This is a genomic window from Streptomyces sp. NPDC056527, assembly GCF_042794475.1.
Lineage (GTDB): Bacteria > Actinomycetota > Actinomycetes > Streptomycetales > Streptomycetaceae > Streptomyces.
Genome location: NZ_JBHTTQ010000075.1, coordinates 19,508 through 37,072 on the forward strand (window position 1 = coordinate 19,508; position 17,565 = coordinate 37,072).

The window sequence follows — 17,565 nt, forward strand, 5'->3', positions numbered from 1 at the left end:
GCCCCACCCGCCATATCGTGGAGGCACAGACCACGGAGCGCTCCCGAAAAGGACAAGGACCTCAGATGACCCGCGTGATCGCCGGTACCGCCGGCGGACGCCGACTGGCCGTGCCCCCCGGCACCGGAACCCGCCCCACCTCCGACCGGGCGCGCGAGGGCCTCTTCTCCACATGGGAGTCGCTCCTCGGCACCCTCGACGGCACCCGGGTGGCCGATCTGTACGCGGGTTCGGGCGCCGTGGGCCTGGAGGCGCTCTCCCGGGGTGCCTCCCACGCCCTCCTCGTCGAGGCCGACGTCCGCGCCGCCCGGACCGTCCGGGAGAACGTCCGGACGCTCGGACTGCCCGGCGCGGAACTCCGTACGGGCAAAGCGGAACAGATCGTGACGGGACCGGCGCCCGCCGCCCCGTACGACCTGGTTTTCCTCGATCCGCCGTACGCCGTCTCGGACGACGATCTTCGCGAGATCCTGCTCACACTCCGCTCTGGGGGCTGGCTCACGGAGGATGCCCTCGTCACCGTGGAGCGCAGCACCCGAGGCGGGGAATTCGGCTGGCCGGCCGGATTCGAGCCACTGCGGGCCCGTCGTTACGGCGAGGGAACGTTTTGGTACGGTCGCGCCGCCTCTACGTGCGAAGACGCACGATGACCGGACCGGAGAGCGAGGGACCCAAGTTGCGCCGCGCCGTCTGTCCGGGGTCATTCGACCCCATCACCAACGGACATCTCGACATCATCGCCCGCGCCTCCAAGCTGTACGACGTCGTACATGTCGCGGTGATGATCAACCAGTCCAAGAAGGGACTGTTCACCGTCGACGAGCGGATCGAGCTGATCCGTGAGGTCACCGCCGACTTCGGCAATGTCGAGGTCGAGGCCTTCCACGGCCTCCTCGTCGACTTCTGCAAGCAGCGCGACATCCCCGCCATCGTGAAGGGCCTGCGCGCGGTCAGCGACTTCGACTACGAGCTGCAGATGGCGCAGATGAACAACGGGCTCTCGGGCGTCGAGACCCTGTTCGTCCCCACCAACCCCACCTACAGCTTCCTGTCGTCCTCCCTGGTCAAGGAGGTCGCCGCCGGGGGCGGCGACGTCTCCCACCTGGTGCCGGCGGCCGTCCTCGGCAGGCTCACCGACCGCCTCGCCGAGCAGCGCGGCGGCCAGTGACCCGGACGTGACCACGAGCGACCGTCGTTGACGGTCCGTCATCTGGTGTCGGGCGGGGGACGACTGCCCTTAAAGTCGTCCCGTCCGTCTCCATCCAGCTGTAGAGAGTGGCGAGCACCCGGTGGACGTGCAGAAGAAGCTCGACGAGATCGTTTCGACGATCACAAACGCCCGCTCCATGCCCATGTCGGCGTCCTGCGTGGTCAACCGCGCCGAGCTGCTCGCCATGCTCGAAGAGGTACGGGAGGCCCTGCCGGGCTCCCTGGCCCAGGCCCAGGAGCTCCTCGGCGGCCGGGAGCAGATGGTGGAGCACGCCCGCCAGGAGGCTGAGCGGATCATCGAGGCCGCCCACGCCGAGCGGGGCTCGCTGATCTCCGACACCCAGGTCGCCCGCCAGTCCCAGGACGAGGCGGACCGGATCCTCTCGGAGGCCCGCCGGGAGGCCGAGGAGATCAGGGCGGAGGCCGACGACTACGTCGACTCCAAGCTCGCCAACTTCGAGGTCGTCCTCAACAAGACGATCGGCTCCGTCGACCGCGGCCGCGAGAAGCTCCTCGGCCGCGGCCCGGGCCTGGACGCGCAGGGCTACGCCGACGAGGACGCCCCCGAGTACAGCGCGGACCCGCAGACCCTGATCCACCGGGCCGACGAGTACGTGGACGCCAAGCTGGGCGCCTTCGAGGCCGTGCTGTCCAAGACCCTGGAGGCGGTCGGCCGCGGCCGGCAGAAGCTCCACGGCCGGATCGCCACCGACGATCTCGGTGCCCACATGGCGGCCCAGGACGCCGCGGGCGGCGCGGTGCACACCAGTGACGCGGACTATCTGGCCGGGCTCGCGGAGCTGGCCGACCCCGAGCCGGTCCAGCAGCCCGTCCACCAGCAGGTCCCGCAGATCCCGGCGCAGCAGCCGGATCCGTACGGGTACCAGCAGCCGCAGCACCAGGACGCGTACGCCTACCAGGCCCAGGCCGCCCAGGACCCGTACGGGTACCAGACCCAGGACCCCTACGCGTACCAGCAGCAGCCGGTCTACGACTACCAGCAGCCGCAGGCCGCCGCGCTCGACGAGACCAGCTTCTTCGACACGAGCATGATCGACCTGGAGCAGCTGCGGCAGTACGAGCAGGGGCACGGCCAGGGACACGGTCAGGGGCACTGAGCCGAGCCCGGCCAAGGCCGGATTGGGCCCTGAGCGAAGCGTCCAGTATCCTGGCTCTTCGGTCGCGCGTATGCCCGCGATCCATCCTGCCCGCTTCGTCTCTCGATTCGAACGCGGCAGCCCCCTCACGATCCGAAAGCAGGAAGAACCCTGAGCACGCGCCTTGACCACCGCAACCCCCTCGTGTTCGACACACACGAGCTGGGGCGGCGTCCTGGTGCCCTCCAGAGGATCTCCCGCTCGGCGTCGGCCCCCAAGGACTTCGGTGTCGAAGGGGTCATCGGTGTGCCGGAAGGCTCGCCCGTGGAAATCGAGCTCCGTCTCGAGTCGGTCATGGAAGGGGTGCTCGTCACAGGCACCGCCCGTGCATCGGCCGAGGGGGAGTGCGTAAGGTGTCTGGAGCCCGTCGAGCTCGAGCTCGACGTGGACTTCCAGGAGATGTTCTCGTACCCCGACTCCGACGACCGGGGCCGCTCCAAGGCGGCCGCGGACGACGAAGCCGAGGACGACGAGGACATGATCCCCCTCGAGGACGGCATGTTCGACCTCGAACCCGTGCTGCGTGATGCGGTGGTGCTCGCACTGCCGATGCAGCCGGTGTGCCGGGAGGACTGTGCGGGTCTGTGTTCCGAATGCGGAACCAACCTGAACGACAACCCGGACCACCACCATGAAGCCGTCGACATTCGTTGGGCGGCACTGCAGGGACTCGCCGGTTCGCTGGGAACCGATGAGAAGGACAACATGAGCGGCGCCGAAGCTGGCGTCGACGAGAAGCAGGAGAAGTAGCCGTGGCTGTTCCGAAGCGGAAGATGTCGCGCAGCAACACGCGCCACCGCCGGTCGCAGTGGAAGGCTGCGGTCCCCACCCTGGTTTCGTGTGAGCGTTGCCAGGAGCCGAAGCAGCAGCACATCGCGTGCCCGAGCTGCGGCACCTACAACAAGCGCCAGGTCCTCTCGGTCTGAGTGGCTGGTGAGAGGCGCAATGTCTGAGTCCAACAAGACGGACAATGCCTCGTCCCACACGCTTCTGGAAGGGCGGCTCGGGTATCAGCTCGAGTCCGCCCTTCTGGTGCGTGCGCTGACGCACCGCTCGTACGCGTACGAGAACGGCGGTCTGCCCACCAACGAGCGTCTCGAGTTCCTCGGGGACTCCGTGCTCGGCCTGGTGGTCACGGACACGCTGTACCGCACCCACCCCGACCTGCCCGAAGGCCAGCTGGCCAAGCTGCGGGCCGCGGTGGTCAATTCGCGTGCGTTGGCGGAGGTCGGTCGCGGCCTCGAACTCGGCTCCTTCATCCGGCTCGGCCGGGGCGAAGAGGGCACGGGTGGCCGGGACAAGGCGTCCATCCTCGCCGACACCCTTGAAGCGGTGATCGGTGCGGTCTATCTCGACCAGGGCCTCGACGCGGCCTCGGAGCTGGTGCACCGGCTCTTCGACCCGCTGATCGAGAAGTCCTCGAACCTCGGTGCAGGACTGGACTGGAAGACCAGCCTCCAGGAGCTCACCGCGGCCGAGGGTCTGGGTGTTCCGGAGTATCTCGTCACGGAGACGGGTCCGGACCACGAGAAGACCTTCACTGCTGCCGCCCGCGTCGGTGGTGTCTCGTACGGCACCGGCACCGGCCGCAGCAAGAAGGAAGCGGAGCAGCAGGCGGCGGAGTCCGCATGGCGCGCGATTCGCGCGGCGGCGGACGAGCGTCTCGCGGCGGCGAAGGCCGCGGCGGACGTGGCGGCCGAGACGGCGCCGGAAGAGGTCGCCGACGCCTCTTCCCCCGCGGACCAGGCCTCGGCCTGAAGCCCTCCTCTTCCTGACGGCACTGCTTCTTGACGACCCCGCCCGGGGCCCCGCGAGGGTCTCCGGGCGGGGTCGTCCGCTTCCGTCCGGCCGTTTCCGTCCGGGCGGTAGGCTTCGGGCGTCGCCTTTCCCGTACCCCTCCGGAGGAGTCCCGTGCCCGAGTTGCCCGAGGTCGAGGTCGTACGACGCGGTCTTGAGCGCTGGGTCGGCGGGCGCACCGTGGGCGAGGTCGAGGTGCTGCATCCGAGGGCCGTGCGCCGGCACCCGGCGGGCGGGGCGGACTTCGCCGCCCGGCTCAAGGGGCACCGCTTCGGGATCGCGCGACGGCGCGGAAAGTACCTGTGGATCCCGCTCGCGGACTCCGACGTCTCGATCCTGGGCCATCTCGGCATGAGCGGGCAGCTGCTCGTCCAGCCCGAGGACGCCCCCGACGAGAAGCACCTGCGGATCCGTGTCCGTTTCGACGACGGCCTCGGCACCGAGCTGCGCTTCGTCGACCAGCGGACCTTCGGCGGGCTCTCGATCCACGAGAACACGGCGGACGGTCTTCCCGACGTCATCGCGCACATCGCCCGCGATCCACTGGACCCGGCGTTCGACGACGCGGCCTTCCAGGCGGCGCTGCGTCTGCGCCGTACGACCGTCAAGCGCGCGCTGCTCGACCAGACGCTGATCAGCGGGGTCGGCAACATCTACGCCGACGAGGCGTTGTGGCGGGCGAAGCTGCACTACGAACGCCCCACCGCCACGCTCACCCGGCCGCGCTCCGCCGAGCTTCTCGGGCATGTACGGGACGTCATGAACGCGGCCCTCGCCGCGGGCGGGACCAGCTTCGACAGCCTCTACGTCAATGTGAACGGGGAGTCGGGCTACTTCGACCGGTCGCTGGACGCCTATGGGCGCGAGGACGAGCCGTGCCGCCGTTGCGGTACGCCGATGCGGCGCCGGCCGTGGATGAATCGGTCCAGCTACTTCTGCCCGCGCTGCCAGCGCCCCCCGCGCGCCACGGCCTGACGGCCGCGATCGCTCACGCGCCCACGGCCGCCGCGCGCTCCTCGTCGTAGCTCTCGCGTGCCGAGAGGACGTCTGGCATCCGGCCCTCGACCAGCTCGATCAGCGCCCGCAGTCGCTCCGCGATCTCGCGGCCCAGCGGCGTGAGCCGGTAGTCCACGCGTGGTGGGTTGGTCGGCTGCGCCTCCCGGTGGACGAGCCCGTCGCGCTCCAGCGCGTGCAGGGTCTGCGCCAGCATCTTCTCGCTGACCCCGTCGACCCGGCGGCGCAGCTCGTTGAAGCGGAACGTGCCCTCGTGGAGCGCGCCGAGCGTGAGCGTGCCCCACCGCCCCGTCACATGCTCCAGCGTCTCGCGCGAGGTGCAGGCCCGGGCGAACACGTTGAACACGAGGTCGTCAGTCATGCCCTCTACCATACTCGCGCACAGCGCTAACTGCAGGAGTGCGCTCTCTCATGGATTGCACTTTCGGAAAGTTAGTGCTCTACTTCTTGTCGTTCCCCCGCCGATGAGGAGTCCCACCATGTCCACGCCCGTCGTCTCCATCGCCTACCACTCCGGCTACGGTCACACCGCCGTCGTCGCCGAGGCCGTCCGGGCCGGCGCGCTCGACGCGGGCGCCACCGTCCACCTGATCAAGGTCGACGAGATCACCGACGCCCAGTGGGAGCTGCTGGACGCCTCCGACGCGATCGTGTTCGGCTCGCCGACGTACATGGGCACGGCCTCGGGCGCGTTCCACGCGTTCGCCGAGGAGAGCTCGAAGCGCTGGTTCACGGACGCCTGGACCGACAAGCTGGCCGCCGGCTTCACCAACTCCGCCTCCAAGAGCGGCGACAAGCTGCACACCCTGCAGTTCTTCCAGATCCTGGCCGCCCAGCACGGGATGACCTGGGTGAACCTGGGTCTGAAGCCCGGCTGGAACACCACCGAGGCGTCCGAGAACGACATCAACCGCCTCGGCTTCTTCTCCGGCGCCGCCGCTCAGACCCACAACGACCTGGGCCCCGAGGGCGTCCACAAGGCCGACCTGGCCACCGCCGAGCACCTCGGCCGCCGCGTGGCCACGACCGCCCGCACCTTCGTCAAGGGCCGCGCCGCCGCCTGAGCGCACAACGAGGAAGGGCCCCGTCACCACCCGGTGACGGGGCCCTTCCCACTTTCGACTCAGAAGCCGAAGTCCTGCGTCCACCACGGGCCGCCGTCCGCGAAGTACACGCCGACGCCCAGGGTCTTGTAGTCGCAGTTCAGGATGTTCGCGCGGTGGCCGTCGCTGTTCATCCACGACGCCATGACGGCGGCCGCGTCCACCTGGCCGCGGGCGATGTTCTCGCCGCCCATGCCCGTGACGCCCGCCTGGCCGGCGCGGTCCCAGGGAGTGTCGCCGTCCGGGTCCGTGTGGTCGAAGAAGCCGCGCTGCGCCATGTCCTGGCTGAAGGCGCCCGCCAGTGCGGCGAGAGCGCCGTCGGACCGGACCGGCGTGCAGCCGACCTTGGCCCGCTCCACATTGACCAGCCGTACGACCTCCGCCTCGGCCGCCGCGGAGCGGCTGGTGCGGGACGGGGTCGGCGCCGGGGCCGGGGGGCGCACGACGGGCTTCTCGGTCGTGGGCGCCGGCTTGGGCTTCGGCTTCGCCGTGGTCTTCGACGGCTGCGGGGCCGGCTTCTTGGGCGCCGGGGACGCGGTGGTCTTCGACGGCTTCGGCGACGGCGTGGCGGAGGGCGAGGAGGACGCCTTGCCGTTCGCCTTGCCCGTACCGGTACCCGTACCCGTCGCCGTGCTCGGCGCCTGGCTCGTCGGCGTCGCGGACGAGCCGCCCTGGGTCGTCAGCTCCGGCGTCTGCCGCGACTGCGTGGTCTGCTGCTCACCGGAGCCGGCGCTGCCCACGGTCAGGGTGTCCCCGCCGGGCAGAAGGCCCGAGGCGACGGCGACCGCGCCGACCGCCACCGCGGCGGAGGCGCCGAGAAGTCCCGTACGCATGCCGCGCTTCCTGCGGCGTTCACCCCGGTGCCGGCGGTCCGAACCCGCCGCGTAATCTTCTGCGGCGGGCGCGGCGCCGGAACGACGATGGCGTCCCATCTGCTCTGCCTTCCTGACGACCTGTGCTGGCTCTTTGCTGATCTTTGCTTCTGCGTGGCCCGAGCGGGCCTGCTCGAAGAGGCGCATCCGAACGGGTGAGCCTCATTCGGTCGGGACTGTACGCCATGACGCGCCGGGGCGACGTGCTCCTTCGGTAATTGGCCCGTTAGCGTGCAGCCATGAATGAAGACGTACGGCTCACCGCCTGGGTGCGCGGCCGAGTACAGGGAGTGGGCTTCCGCTGGTTCACCAGGGCAAACGCCTTGGAGATCGGAGGCCTCGTCGGCTTCGCCCTCAACCTCGACGACGGGCGCGTGCAGGTCGTGGCCGAGGGGTCGAGTGAGAATTGCCACCGTCTGCTCGACTGGCTCCGCTCCGGCGACACTCCCGGGCGCGTCGACGGAGTCACTGAGATCTGGGCCACCCCGCGCGGCGGTTACGACGGCTTCGCGATCCGCTGACCGAGGGCTCGGCGAGCCCCGCCCGGTGGCCTGCTCGACCCCCGCGCGGACGTTCGGCGACGAGCCGCCGAAGCGGAAATGGCCTGATGGTTGCCGAGAGGGGCTTGCGGTGTCGCGCTCCGCGCGGAAGGATGATCGCTACGCCCCTGAGGCACCGAGTTGCGAGGCGCCGCCGCCTGTTCCGCGGCCGCAGACCCCCCGGTTGCCCTTGATACGGGGCGTGATCGTGTTGACCGTCAAACTTTTTGGTGAGACGCTGGAATCCCCGCGCACCTTAGCTGTTTGGCAGTACGAACCGGCACGACATGAAGCACTGCCGAGACCGCGGGTGCGAAATCCCTCACGACCCACACCGCTTCGGTCGGTCACTCAGTGTGGAGGACCATCCATCATGGCAAAGGCGCTTCTCGGTTACGTCGGCGGCTCCGACCCGCGACTCCTCGCCGAGATGCGACGGCTTCAGCAGCGCGTCCAGGACCTGGAATCCGAGCTCGTTCGGATCCAGTCCGAGAACGACGCGCTCAACGCTGCCGCCGCACAGCACGGAGAGTCGCTGCTCGACAGCATCGACCTCGACGTTCCCCAGGCGGAGCCTGCGCTCACCTGACAGTCAGCCCCGTGCCGGGGCCAGGTGAGAAACACTCACGCCAGCACAGCTGGATATGCAAGGGGCGCTCCGGCGTCCCTTCTTTCTTGAGTCCCCCATGAGTCCCCCATGTCCCACCGTTCCTTAGGGGAGGGTGTGCCCTGCACGTTCATGGGTGAAACGCGCAACCACAGGTAGAGTCCGGGGGCGTGCATCTCAAGGCCCTGACCCTCCGCGGTTTCAAGTCGTTCGCATCCGCCACCACGCTGCGGTTCGAACCGGGAATCACGTGTGTCGTCGGGCCGAACGGCTCGGGCAAGTCCAATGTCGTGGACGCGCTGTCCTGGGTCATGGGAGAGCAGGGCGCCAAGTCGCTGCGCGGCGGCAAGATGGAGGACGTCATCTTCGCCGGCACGACCGGGCGGCCGCCGCTCGGTCGCGCCGAGGTCTCGCTGACCATCGACAACTCCGACGGCGCGCTGCCCATCGACTACGCCGAGGTCACCATCACCCGGATCATGTTCCGGGGCGGCAGCAGCGAGTACCAGATCAACGGCGACACCTGCCGGCTGCTCGACATCCAGGACCTGCTCTCCGACTCCGGCATCGGCCGCGAGATGCACGTCATCGTCGGCCAGGGCCAGCTCGACTCCGTCCTGCACGCCGACCCGATGGGCCGCCGCGCCTTCATCGAGGAGGCCGCCGGCGTCCTCAAGCACCGCAAGCGCAAGGAGAAGGCGCTGCGGAAGCTGGACGCGATGCAGGCCAACCTCGCGCGCGTGCAGGACCTCACCGACGAACTGCGCCGCCAGCTCAAGCCGCTCGGCCGGCAGGCGGCGGTCGCCCGCCGCGCCGCGGTCATCCAGGCCGATCTGCGGGACGCCCGGCTGCGCCTGCTCTCCGACGACCTCGTACGTCTCCAGGAGGCGCTGAAGACCGAAGTCGCCGACGAGGCCGCCCTCAAGGAGCGCAAGGAGAGCGCCGAGGCGGAGCTCCGCGCGGCGCTCGCCAAGGAGGCCGAGCTCGAGGACGAGGTCCGCCGGCTCGCACCGCGCCTCCAGCGCGCCCAGCAGACCTGGTACGAACTCTCGCAGCTCGCCGAGCGGGTCCGGGGCACCGTCTCACTGGCCGACGCGCGTGTGAAGAGCGCCACCGCCCAGCCGCCGGAGGAGCGCCGGGGCCGCGACCCCGAGGACATGGAGCGCGAGGCCGCCCGGATCCGCGAGCAGGAGGCCGAGCTGGAGGCGGCCCTCGAAGCGGCCGAACGCGCCCTGGAGGACACCGTCGCCCACCGCGCCGAACTGGAGCGCGAGCTGGCGGTGGAGGAGCGCCGGCTCAAGGACGTGGCCCGCGCCATCGCGGACCAGCGCGAGGGACTCGCCCGGCTGCACGGCCAGGTCAACGCCGCCCGCTCGCGCGCCGCGTCCGCCCAGGCCGAGATCGACCGGCTCGCCGCCGCGCGGGACGAGGCCCAGGAGCGGGCCGTCGCCGCACAGGAGGAGTACGAGCAGCTCAAGGCCGAGGTCGACGGACTCGACGCGGGCGACACGGAGCTGGGGGAGCGGTACGAGGCCGCCCGCGGGGACCTCGCCGCCGCCGAGGCGGCGCTGACGGCCGCCCGCGAGGCGGCCACGGAGGCCGACCGCAGCCGCGCCGCGACCCGGGCCCGCCACGAGGCGCTCTCCCTCGGACTGCGCCGCAAGGACGGGACGGGAGCACTCCTCGGCGCCCGGGACGGCCTGAGCGGAGTGCTCGGCCCGGCCGCCGAACTGCTCACCGTCACCCCGGGACACGAGCTCCCCCTCGCCGCCGCCCTCGGCGCGGCGGCGGACGCGATCGCCGTTACGGGCCCCGCCGCGGCCGCCGAGGCCCTGCGCCTGCTGCGCAAGCAGGACGCGGGCCGCGCGGCGCTGCTGCTCACGGGCGGCGAGGCGCCGGGGGAGTCCCCGGCGCCGACAGGCGGACACCCGCGCGCCGCGGACCTCGTGCGCGGACCCGAGGAACTCATGACGTCCGTACGACGGTTGCTGGCCGGGATCGTGGTGGTCGGGACGCTGGAAGAGGCCGAGGAGCTGGTCTACGCCCACCCGGGCCTCACCGCCGTCACCGCCGAGGGGGACCTGCTCGGGGCGCACTTCGCGCAGGGCGGCTCCGCCGGGGCGCCCAGCCTCCTGGAGGTGCAGGCGTCCGTCGACGAGGCGGCCGCCGAGCTGGACGAGCTGGAGTCGCGCTGCGCGCGGCTGGCCGCCGCCCAGCAGGAGGCGACCGAACGCCGTCGCTCGTTCGCCGCGCTCGTCGAGGAGTTGGCCGAGCGCCGCCGCGCGGCCGACCGCGAGAAGTCCCAGGTCGCCCAGCAGCTCGGACGGCTCGCCGGACAGGCCCGCGGCGCCGCGGGGGAGGCCGAGCGCACCGCCGCGGCGGCGGCCCGCGCGGATGAGGCCCTGGAGAAGGCGCTCTACGAGGCCGAGGAGCTCGCCGAGCGGCTGCTGGTCGCCGAGGAGACCCCTGCCGAGGAGGAACCCGACACCTCCGTGCGCGACCGGCTCGCCGCCGACGGTGCCAACGCCCGCCAGACCGAGATGGAGGCCAGGCTCCAGCTCCGTACGCACGAGGAGCGGGTCAAGGGCCTCGCGGGCCGCGCCGACTCCCTCGACCGGGGCGCCCGCGCCGAACGCGAGGCACGCGCGCGTGGCGAGCAGCGCCGTGCCCGGCTGCGCCACGAGGCGGAGGTCGCCACCGCCGTCGCCGCCGGCACCCGGCAGCTGCTCTCCCACATCGAGGTCTCCCTGGTCCGTGCCGAGCAGGAGCGCGCACTGGCCGAGGCCGCCAAGGGCGCGCGTGAGCAGGGCCTGACCGGGGCCCGCAACCGGGGCCGCGACCTGAAGGCCGAGCTGGACAAGCTCACCGACTCCGTCCACCGGGGCGAGGTGCTCGGCGCGGAGAAGCGGATGCGGATCGAGCAGCTGGAGACCAAGGCCCTGGAGGAGCTGGGCGTCGAGCCGGCCGGTCTGGTCTCCGAGTACGGCCCCCGTCAGCTCGTACCGCCGTCGCCGCCCGCGGAGGGCGAGGAGCTGCCGGAGGACCCGGAGCATCCGCGCAACCAGCCGCGCCCCTTCGTCCGTTCGGAGCAGGAGAAGCGGCTGAAGGCCGCCGAACGGGCGTACCAGCAGCTCGGCAAGGTGAATCCGCTGGCCCTCGAGGAGTTCGCGGCGCTGGAGGAACGCCACAAGTTCCTCTCCGAGCAGCTGGAGGACCTCAAGAAGACGCGGGCCGACCTGCTTCAGGTCGTGAAGGAGGTCGACGTACGCGTCGAACAGGTCTTCACGGAGGCGTTCCGGGACACCGCGCGCGAGTTCGAGGGCGTCTTCTCACGTCTCTTCCCCGGCGGCGAGGGACGGCTGATCCTGACCGACCCCGACAACATGCTCACCACGGGTGTCGATGTGGAGGCCCGGCCCCCGGGCAAGAAGGTCAAGCGGCTCTCGCTGCTCTCCGGCGGAGAACGCTCGCTGACCGCCGTGGCGATGCTGGTCTCCATCTTCAAGGCCCGCCCCAGCCCCTTCTACGTGATGGACGAGGTGGAGGCGGCCCTGGACGACACCAACCTCCAGCGGCTGATCAGGATCATGCAGGAGCTTCAGGAGTCCTCGCAGCTCATCGTCATCACGCACCAGAAGCGGACCATGGAGGTCGCCGACGCGCTCTACGGCGTCTCCATGCAGGGCGACGGCGTCTCGAAGGTCATCAGTCAGCGACTGCGGTGAGTGACCCCAGTGATCAACTACAAGTCTTGAACTCAAGGTGCCCCGCCGTGCGGTTGAAGTCATACGACATCAAGTCTTGACTTCGAAACTTGAAGGCATAGTCTCTGCAACGTTGCTTTTACCTTCAAGTGGTGGGCCGCGTGATGTTGTGCGCCACTGGAAGGGCTCGCCCCCCACGCCCCGGCGACGCTGCCGGAGGCCCCCAGGAGTCCATGTGACCAGCACCGCGCAGGCGCCCACGCCGCCGCCTTCCGAAGGCCGGGCCGCCCACCCGGACCACCTCGGCCACGTCATCTTCATCACGGCGTCCGCCGCGATGGGCGGTTTCCTCTTCGGCTACGACAGCTCCGTCATCAACGGCGCCGTCGAGGCCATCCGGGACCGGTACGACATCGGCTCGGGCACGCTGGCCCAGGTCATCGCCATCGCCCTGATCGGCTGCGCGATCGGTGCCGCGACCGCCGGCCGGATCGCCGACCGCATCGGCCGCATCCGCTGCATGCAGATCTCCGCGGTCCTCTTCGCCGTCAGCGCCGTGGGCTCCGCGCTGCCCTTCGCCCTCTGGGACCTCGCCTTCTGGCGGATCGTCGGCGGCTTCGCCATCGGCATGGCCTCGGTGATCGGCCCCGCGTACATCGCCGAGGTCGCCCCCGCCGCCTACCGCGGCCGCCTCGGCTCCTTCCAGCAGGCCGCCATCGTCATCGGCATCGCCATCTCCCAGCTGGTCAACTACGGCATCCTGCAGATCGCCGACGGCGACCAGCGCGGTGAGATCGGCGGCCTCGAGGCCTGGCAGTGGATGCTCGGCGTGATGGTCGTCCCCGCCGTGCTCTACGGACTGCTCTCCTTCGCCATCCCCGAGTCCCCCCGCTTCCTGATCTCCGTCGGCAAGGTCGACCGGGCCAAGGAGGTGCTCGCCGAGGTCGAGGGCCACGAGGTCGACCTCGACCACCGCGTCGCCGAGATCGACCGCGCCATGCGCAGCGAGCACAAGTCCACCTTCAGGGACCTGCTCACGGCCGGCAGCCGCTTCAAGCTGCTCCCCATCGTCTGGGTCGGCATCGGACTCTCGGTCTTCCAGCAGCTCGTCGGCATCAACGTCGCCTTCTACTACTCCGCGACGCTCTGGCAGTCGGTCGGCGTCGACCCCTCCAGCTCGTTCTTCTACTCGTTCACCACGTCGATCATCAACATCGTCGGCACCGTGATCGCCATGGTCCTGGTCGACCGGGTGGGCCGTAAGCCCCTCGCGCTCGTCGGCTCCGTCGGCATGGCCATCGCCCTCGCCTTCGAGGCCTGGGCGTTCTCCGCCGACCTCGTCGACGGCAAGCTGCCCGAGACCGAGGGCATCGTGGCGCTCGTCGCCGCCCATGTCTTCGTGCTCTTCTTCGCCCTCTCGTGGGGCGTCGTCGTCTGGGTCTTCCTCGGCGAGATGTTCCCCAACCGGATCCGCGCCGCCGCGCTCGGCGTCGCCGCCTCCGCGCAGTGGATCGCCAACTGGGCCATCACCGCGAGCTTCCCGTCCCTCGCGGACTGGAACCTCTCCGGCACGTACATCATCTACACGGTCTTCGCCGTGCTCTCCATCCCCTTCGTGCTCAGGTACGTCAAGGAGACCAAGGGCAAGGCGTTGGAGGAGATGGGCTAAACCCCGCTGCCCCTCTCCTCGAATCCGGAACTGCCCCGGCCACGGCCCTATGCCGTGAGCCGGGGCAGCACCGTCTCGCCCAGCAGCCGCAGACTGCGCCACGCCTCCTCGACCGGCATCCCGCCGCACAGCGGATGCAGCACCAGACTCTCCAGCTCGCGCCCCAGCGCCACGCACTCGTCCGGCGTGACGATCCGGTACACCCCCTCCGCCCGCAGCTCCGCGACCGTCGTCGCCGTCGAGCGCACCGCCGAGCGGATGTCCTTCGACTGCCAGGAGGCGTACGTCCGCGCCTCGTGCAGGAAGTGCTCCCCGTACAGCTCCCAGGACCGGTCCGGGTCCTCCGAGAGGTGCAGCAGCGGGGTCTTCTCGGCCGGCATCATCGTCCAGCCCTCGGTGCCGTACTCCGCGCACCGCTCCCGGTAGTACGTCTCCAGCTCCGGCAGATGCGCGCTCGGGAAGAACGGCAGTCCGAGCCGGGCCGCCCGCCGCGCCGCCGCCTTCGAGGAACCGCCCACCAGCAGCAACGGATGCGGCCGGGTGAAGGGCCGCGGAGTGACCCGTACCGTACGGCCCTGATACGTGAAGGGCTCACCGGACCACGCCTGCAGCAAGGTCTCCAGGAGCAGGTCCTGCAGCTTCCCGCGGCGGCCCCAGTCGACCCCGCGCTCCTCGTACTCCTCCGGTCGGTAGCCGATGCCCGCGACCGTCACCAGACGCCCCGCGCTCAGCAGGTCGAGGACGGCGATCTCCTCGGCGAGCCGCAGCGGGTCGTGGAGCGGGCCGATGATCGCGGAGACCGTGACCGCGATCCTCTTCGTGGCGCCGAACACCGCGCCCGCGAAGGCGAACGGGGAGGGCAGCCAGTTGTTGGCGGCGCCGTGGTGCTCCTCGGTCTGGATCGTGTCGACGCCGTGCTCGTCGGCGTAGGCGGCCATGGCGAGGGCGGCGCGATAGCGCTCCGAGAGGGACTCGGGGGTCGCATGCGGATCGACGAGGTTGAACCGTACGACTGTGAAGGGCATGGGAAGTCCCCCTCCGCGAGCGTGGGATGCCGGCGAAGGGGGACGCTATCTGACGTTGCGTCAGATGGAAACAGTCTCGCGGGCCTCGATCGGCTCCACGGCCGCCGGCGCGGGCGTCCGCGGCAGCACCGCGTACAGCAGACCCGCGACGACGATCGTCGCGCCCCAGCCGAGCCCGTTCTCCCCGATCCAGGAGGAGGCGAGCGGCCCCGAGAACCAGTCGACCCTGGTGAACAGCAGACCCACCAGCAGGGCCACCGCCCACGCCGTCATCGCCTGCCAGGCGAAGCCGCCCCGGTACCAGTAGGCACTGGTGCGCGTGGTGTCCATCAGCGCCTCGCCGTCGTACGACCTCCGGCGCAGCATGTCGACGCCGAAGACGCCGATCCATGCGGAGAACGCCACCGCGAGCAGCGTCAGGAAGGAGATGAACGAACCGATGAAGCTGGTCGCCACCACCATCAGCAGGAAGCCGAAGACCAGGCTGATCACCGCGTTCACACTCACCGCCGCGGCCCGCGGCACCTTGATGCCGAGCGTCTGCGCGGTGAACCCGGCCGAGTACATCGACATCGAGTTGATCAGCAGCATCCCGATCAGCGCGATGACCAGGTACGGCACGGAGATCCAGGTCGGCAGAAGCTCGCCGATGAACGACACCGGGTCCTGCGCCGAGGCCAGGCCGGGGGTGGCCACCGCCATCACCGCGCCCATCAGGACCATCGGCAGCACTACGATCCCCGCGCCGCCGATCGTGGAGCCGACCATCGCCTTCGAGGAGGCAGTGCGCGGCAGATAGCGGGTGAAGTCGGGCCCGGAGGGGACCCAGCTGATACCGCCCGCCGCGATCGTGCCGATACCCGCGATCATCATCGCCGTCGAGCCGGCCGGTTTGTCGAAGACCGCCGACCAGTCGGTGTCGGCGACCAGATAGACCAGCACGAGCACCGAGAACGCGCCGAAGAGATACGTCGACCACTTGCTGCACACCCGCAGCGCGTTGATGCCGAGCCCGGACACCAGGAAGGTGCAGGCGACGAAGAGCATCAGCGTGACCACGATCAGCGCGGTGTTCGACTTGATGCCGAAGAGCAGATCGAGCACCGTCAGCACGGCATAGGCGCCGGTGACCGCGTTGATCGTCTCCCAGCCCCAGCGGGCCACCCAGATCAGCGACCCGGGGAAGAGGTTGCCGCGCTGGCCGAAGACGGCCCGCGAGAGCGCCATGCCGGGGGAGCCCCCGCGCTTCCCGGCGATGGATATCAGGCCGACGATCCCGTACGAGAGGATCGGCGCGGCCGTCGCGACGACGAGGACCTGCCAGAAGTTCAGCCCGTTGAAGACGACCAGACCCGCACCCATGGTGAGCAACAGCACACTGATGTTGGCGGCGACCCAGGTCGGGAACAGCTCTCGGACGTGGCCGGTGCGCTCGGCGTCGGGGACGGGTTCGAGACCGCGGGTCTCGACGGCACCTTCGCTCTCGGCGGCGGGTTCGGCGGCAGGGGGCATGGGGGTACTCCGTGCGGGGTGTGGGGGACCCACCCAGCGTACGTGCTCCTCCTCCGGCCCGGTCGTGGCCGATACTGGAGCCGTTATGGAACTCATTCTTGCTGTAGTCATCGCCCTGGTCGTCGCCGTCGCCGTGACCAGCGGGCTCGTGATCAGCGGCCGCAAGAAGAAGCAGCTGCCGCCGCCCGAGGCGCCGTCCGCCACGCCGACCATCACCGCTCCGCCCGCCGAGCCGCACGTCGGCGACGAGGCGGAGACGCCACGCGAAGAACCGCGCCGGACCATCGAGGAGGTCGACCTTCCGGCCACCGAGGCCCCGGTGGCCGTCGAGGACCCGGTCGTCGCCGAGGCGCCCGCACTCGAGATCGAGGTGCCGGAACCGACCGCGGGCCGTCTCGTACGGCTGCGGGCCCGCCTCGCCCGCTCACAGAACTCCCTCGGCAAGGGGCTGCTCACGCTCCTGTCGCGGGACAACCTCGACGAGGACACCTGGGAGGAGATCGAGGAGACCCTCCTCACCGCCGACGTCGGCGTCGCCCCCACCCAGGAGCTGGTCGAGCGGCTGCGCGAGCGCGTCCGTGTCCTCGGCACCCGCACCCCCGAGGAGCTGCGCGGTCTGCTCCGTGAGGAGCTCATCGCCCTCCTCGGCCCCGATTTCGACCGCACCGTGAAGACCGAGAGCGACCCCGGCACCCCGGGCGTCGTCATGGTCGTCGGCGTCAACGGCACCGGCAAGACCACGACCACCGGCAAGCTCGCCCGGGTCCTGGTCGCCGACGGCCGCTCCGTCGTCCTCGGCGCCGCGGACACCTTCCGTGCCGCCGCCGCGGACCAGCTCCAGACCTGGGGCGAGCGGGTCGGCGCGCGGACCGTGCGCGGCCCCGAGGGCGGCGACCCGGCGTCGATCGCCTTCGACGCGGTCAAGGAGGGCATCGCCGAGGGCGCCGACGTCGTGCTCATCGACACCGCCGGCCGTCTGCACACCAAGACCGGCCTCATGGACGAGCTCGGCAAGGTCAAGCGGGTCGTCGAGAAGCACGGCCCGCTGGACGAGGTCCTGCTCGTCCTGGACGCCACCACCGGTCAGAACGGCCTCGTCCAGGCGCGCGTCTTCGCCGAGGTCGTCGACATCACCGGCATCGTGCTCACCAAGCTCGACGGCACCGCCAAGGGCGGCATCGTCGTCGCGGTCCAGCGCGAGCTGGGCGTCCCGGTCAAGCTGATCGGCCTGGGCGAGGGCCCGGACGACCTGGCCCCCTTCGACCCGGCCGCCTTCGTCGACGCCCTGATCGGCGACGGGGCCTAGAACGGCCGACGGCCTCGACGACGCGGCCCGGGTCCCACCACTGGTGGGACC

The 17,565-nt window shown here is 70.6% G+C and carries 17 protein-coding genes; 13 read left to right on the forward strand and 4 right to left on the reverse strand.

The annotated features are described in order from the left end of the window. Positions 1–65: 65 nt before the first annotated feature. The 7 genes from rsmD (at position 66) to mutM (ending at position 5,138) form a co-directional block, all read left to right on the forward strand. Positions 66–650 (forward strand): 16S rRNA (guanine(966)-N(2))-methyltransferase RsmD, encoded by a 585-nt coding sequence (gene rsmD, locus ACFQ7Q_RS27740; protein WP_383559754.1) that lies wholly within the window; start codon positions 66–68, stop codon positions 648–650. Positions 651–676: 26 nt separating this feature from the next. Next, entirely contained in the window at positions 677–1,168 is a 492-nt protein-coding gene (gene coaD / locus ACFQ7Q_RS27745) for a pantetheine-phosphate adenylyltransferase (RefSeq protein WP_383559772.1), read from the forward strand. A 121-nt stretch (positions 1,169–1,289) separates the two neighbouring features. Continuing rightward, positions 1,290–2,327 carry an ATP synthase F0 subunit B gene (locus ACFQ7Q_RS27750; RefSeq protein ID WP_383559756.1) on the forward strand — a complete coding sequence of 346 codons (1,038 nt, stop codon included), beginning with the start codon at positions 1,290–1,292 and terminating at the stop codon, positions 2,325–2,327. A 150-nt stretch (positions 2,328–2,477) separates the two neighbouring features. Then, positions 2,478–3,116 carry a YceD family protein gene (locus ACFQ7Q_RS27755; protein ID WP_383559774.1) on the forward strand — a complete coding sequence of 213 codons (639 nt, stop codon included), beginning with the start codon at positions 2,478–2,480 and terminating at the stop codon, positions 3,114–3,116. 2 nt (positions 3,117–3,118) lie between these two features. After that, positions 3,119–3,292 carry a 50S ribosomal protein L32 gene (rpmF, locus tag ACFQ7Q_RS27760; protein ID WP_030496967.1) on the forward strand — a complete coding sequence of 58 codons (174 nt, stop codon included), beginning with the start codon at positions 3,119–3,121 and terminating at the stop codon, positions 3,290–3,292. A 19-nt stretch (positions 3,293–3,311) separates the two neighbouring features. After that, entirely contained in the window at positions 3,312–4,124 is an 813-nt protein-coding gene (rnc, locus tag ACFQ7Q_RS27765; protein ID WP_383559758.1) for a ribonuclease III, read from the forward strand. Between the two features lie 153 nt (positions 4,125–4,277). Then, positions 4,278–5,138: a bifunctional DNA-formamidopyrimidine glycosylase/DNA-(apurinic or apyrimidinic site) lyase gene (mutM, locus tag ACFQ7Q_RS27770; RefSeq protein ID WP_383559759.1), complete on the forward strand. Its 861-nt coding sequence runs from the start codon at positions 4,278–4,280 to the stop codon at positions 5,136–5,138. A gap of 13 nt (positions 5,139–5,151) precedes the next feature. On the opposite strand, the gene ACFQ7Q_RS27775 is transcribed toward mutM, so the two are convergent. Further along, complete coding sequence (locus tag ACFQ7Q_RS27775; protein ID WP_383559761.1) at positions 5,152–5,538, reverse strand: winged helix-turn-helix transcriptional regulator; 387 nt, start codon at positions 5,536–5,538, stop codon at positions 5,152–5,154. A 118-nt stretch (positions 5,539–5,656) separates the two neighbouring features. On the opposite strand from ACFQ7Q_RS27775, the gene ACFQ7Q_RS27780 reads away from it, so the two are divergent. Then, a complete protein-coding gene (locus ACFQ7Q_RS27780) occupies positions 5,657–6,241 on the forward strand; it encodes a flavodoxin family protein (RefSeq protein ID WP_383559762.1) in 585 nt (194 codons plus the stop codon). A 59-nt stretch (positions 6,242–6,300) separates the two neighbouring features. Here ACFQ7Q_RS27780 and ACFQ7Q_RS27785 read toward each other — a convergent pair whose 3' ends face one another. Further along, positions 6,301–7,212, reverse strand: coding sequence for a CAP domain-containing protein (locus ACFQ7Q_RS27785; RefSeq protein ID WP_383559763.1), 912 nt, complete (start codon positions 7,210–7,212; stop codon positions 6,301–6,303). Between the two features lie 179 nt (positions 7,213–7,391). On the opposite strand from ACFQ7Q_RS27785, the gene ACFQ7Q_RS27790 reads away from it, so the two are divergent. The 4 genes from ACFQ7Q_RS27790 to ACFQ7Q_RS27805 all read left to right on the forward strand — a co-directional run bounded on the left by ACFQ7Q_RS27790 (position 7,392) and on the right by ACFQ7Q_RS27805 (position 13,671). Further along, complete coding sequence (locus ACFQ7Q_RS27790; RefSeq protein ID WP_383559764.1) at positions 7,392–7,673, forward strand: acylphosphatase; 282 nt, start codon at positions 7,392–7,394, stop codon at positions 7,671–7,673. A gap of 391 nt (positions 7,674–8,064) precedes the next feature. Further along, positions 8,065–8,280 carry a hypothetical protein gene (locus tag ACFQ7Q_RS27795; RefSeq protein ID WP_215066520.1) on the forward strand — a complete coding sequence of 72 codons (216 nt, stop codon included), beginning with the start codon at positions 8,065–8,067 and terminating at the stop codon, positions 8,278–8,280. A 188-nt stretch (positions 8,281–8,468) separates the two neighbouring features. Next, positions 8,469–12,023 carry a chromosome segregation protein SMC gene (gene smc / locus ACFQ7Q_RS27800; protein ID WP_383559765.1) on the forward strand — a complete coding sequence of 1,185 codons (3,555 nt, stop codon included), beginning with the start codon at positions 8,469–8,471 and terminating at the stop codon, positions 12,021–12,023. A 214-nt stretch (positions 12,024–12,237) separates the two neighbouring features. Beyond that, positions 12,238–13,671 carry a sugar porter family MFS transporter gene (locus ACFQ7Q_RS27805; RefSeq protein ID WP_383559766.1) on the forward strand — a complete coding sequence of 478 codons (1,434 nt, stop codon included), beginning with the start codon at positions 12,238–12,240 and terminating at the stop codon, positions 13,669–13,671. Positions 13,672–13,718: 47 nt separating this feature from the next. On the opposite strand, the gene ACFQ7Q_RS27810 is transcribed toward ACFQ7Q_RS27805, so the two are convergent. After that, positions 13,719–14,696, reverse strand: a complete 978-nt coding sequence (locus ACFQ7Q_RS27810) for an LLM class flavin-dependent oxidoreductase (RefSeq protein WP_383559768.1) — start codon at positions 14,694–14,696, stop codon at positions 13,719–13,721. 60 nt (positions 14,697–14,756) lie between these two features. Beyond that, complete coding sequence (locus ACFQ7Q_RS27815; protein WP_383559769.1) at positions 14,757–16,208, reverse strand: cytosine permease; 1,452 nt, start codon at positions 16,206–16,208, stop codon at positions 14,757–14,759. Between the two features lie 85 nt (positions 16,209–16,293). Between ACFQ7Q_RS27815 and ftsY the strand changes: the two genes are divergently transcribed. Continuing rightward, positions 16,294–17,514: a signal recognition particle-docking protein FtsY gene (gene ftsY / locus ACFQ7Q_RS27820; protein ID WP_383559771.1), complete on the forward strand. Its 1,221-nt coding sequence runs from the start codon at positions 16,294–16,296 to the stop codon at positions 17,512–17,514. Positions 17,515–17,565 lie beyond the last annotated feature (51 nt).

What these genes read in the sequence shown, in the direction of transcription:
- rsmD (WP_383559754.1), top strand. Translation starts at nt 66, where the DNA reads ATGACCCGCGTGATCGCCGGTACCGCCGGCGGACGCCGACTGGCCGTG.
- rnc (WP_383559758.1), top strand. Translation starts at nt 3,312, where the DNA reads ATGTCTGAGTCCAACAAGACGGACAATGCCTCGTCCCACACGCTTCTG.
- ACFQ7Q_RS27775 (WP_383559761.1), bottom strand. Translation starts at nt 5,538, where the DNA reads ATGACTGACGACCTCGTGTTCAACGTGTTCGCCCGGGCCTGCACCTCG.
- ACFQ7Q_RS27780 (WP_383559762.1), top strand. Translation starts at nt 5,657, where the DNA reads ATGTCCACGCCCGTCGTCTCCATCGCCTACCACTCCGGCTACGGTCAC.
- ACFQ7Q_RS27785 (WP_383559763.1), bottom strand. Translation starts at nt 7,212, where the DNA reads ATGGGACGCCATCGTCGTTCCGGCGCCGCGCCCGCCGCAGAAGATTAC.
- ACFQ7Q_RS27790 (WP_383559764.1), top strand. Translation starts at nt 7,392, where the DNA reads ATGAATGAAGACGTACGGCTCACCGCCTGGGTGCGCGGCCGAGTACAG.
- ACFQ7Q_RS27795 (WP_215066520.1), top strand. Translation starts at nt 8,065, where the DNA reads ATGGCAAAGGCGCTTCTCGGTTACGTCGGCGGCTCCGACCCGCGACTC.
- ACFQ7Q_RS27810 (WP_383559768.1), bottom strand. Translation starts at nt 14,696, where the DNA reads ATGCCCTTCACAGTCGTACGGTTCAACCTCGTCGATCCGCATGCGACC.
- ACFQ7Q_RS27815 (WP_383559769.1), bottom strand. Translation starts at nt 16,208, where the DNA reads ATGCCCCCTGCCGCCGAACCCGCCGCCGAGAGCGAAGGTGCCGTCGAG.
- ftsY (WP_383559771.1), top strand. Translation starts at nt 16,294, where the DNA reads ATGGAACTCATTCTTGCTGTAGTCATCGCCCTGGTCGTCGCCGTCGCC.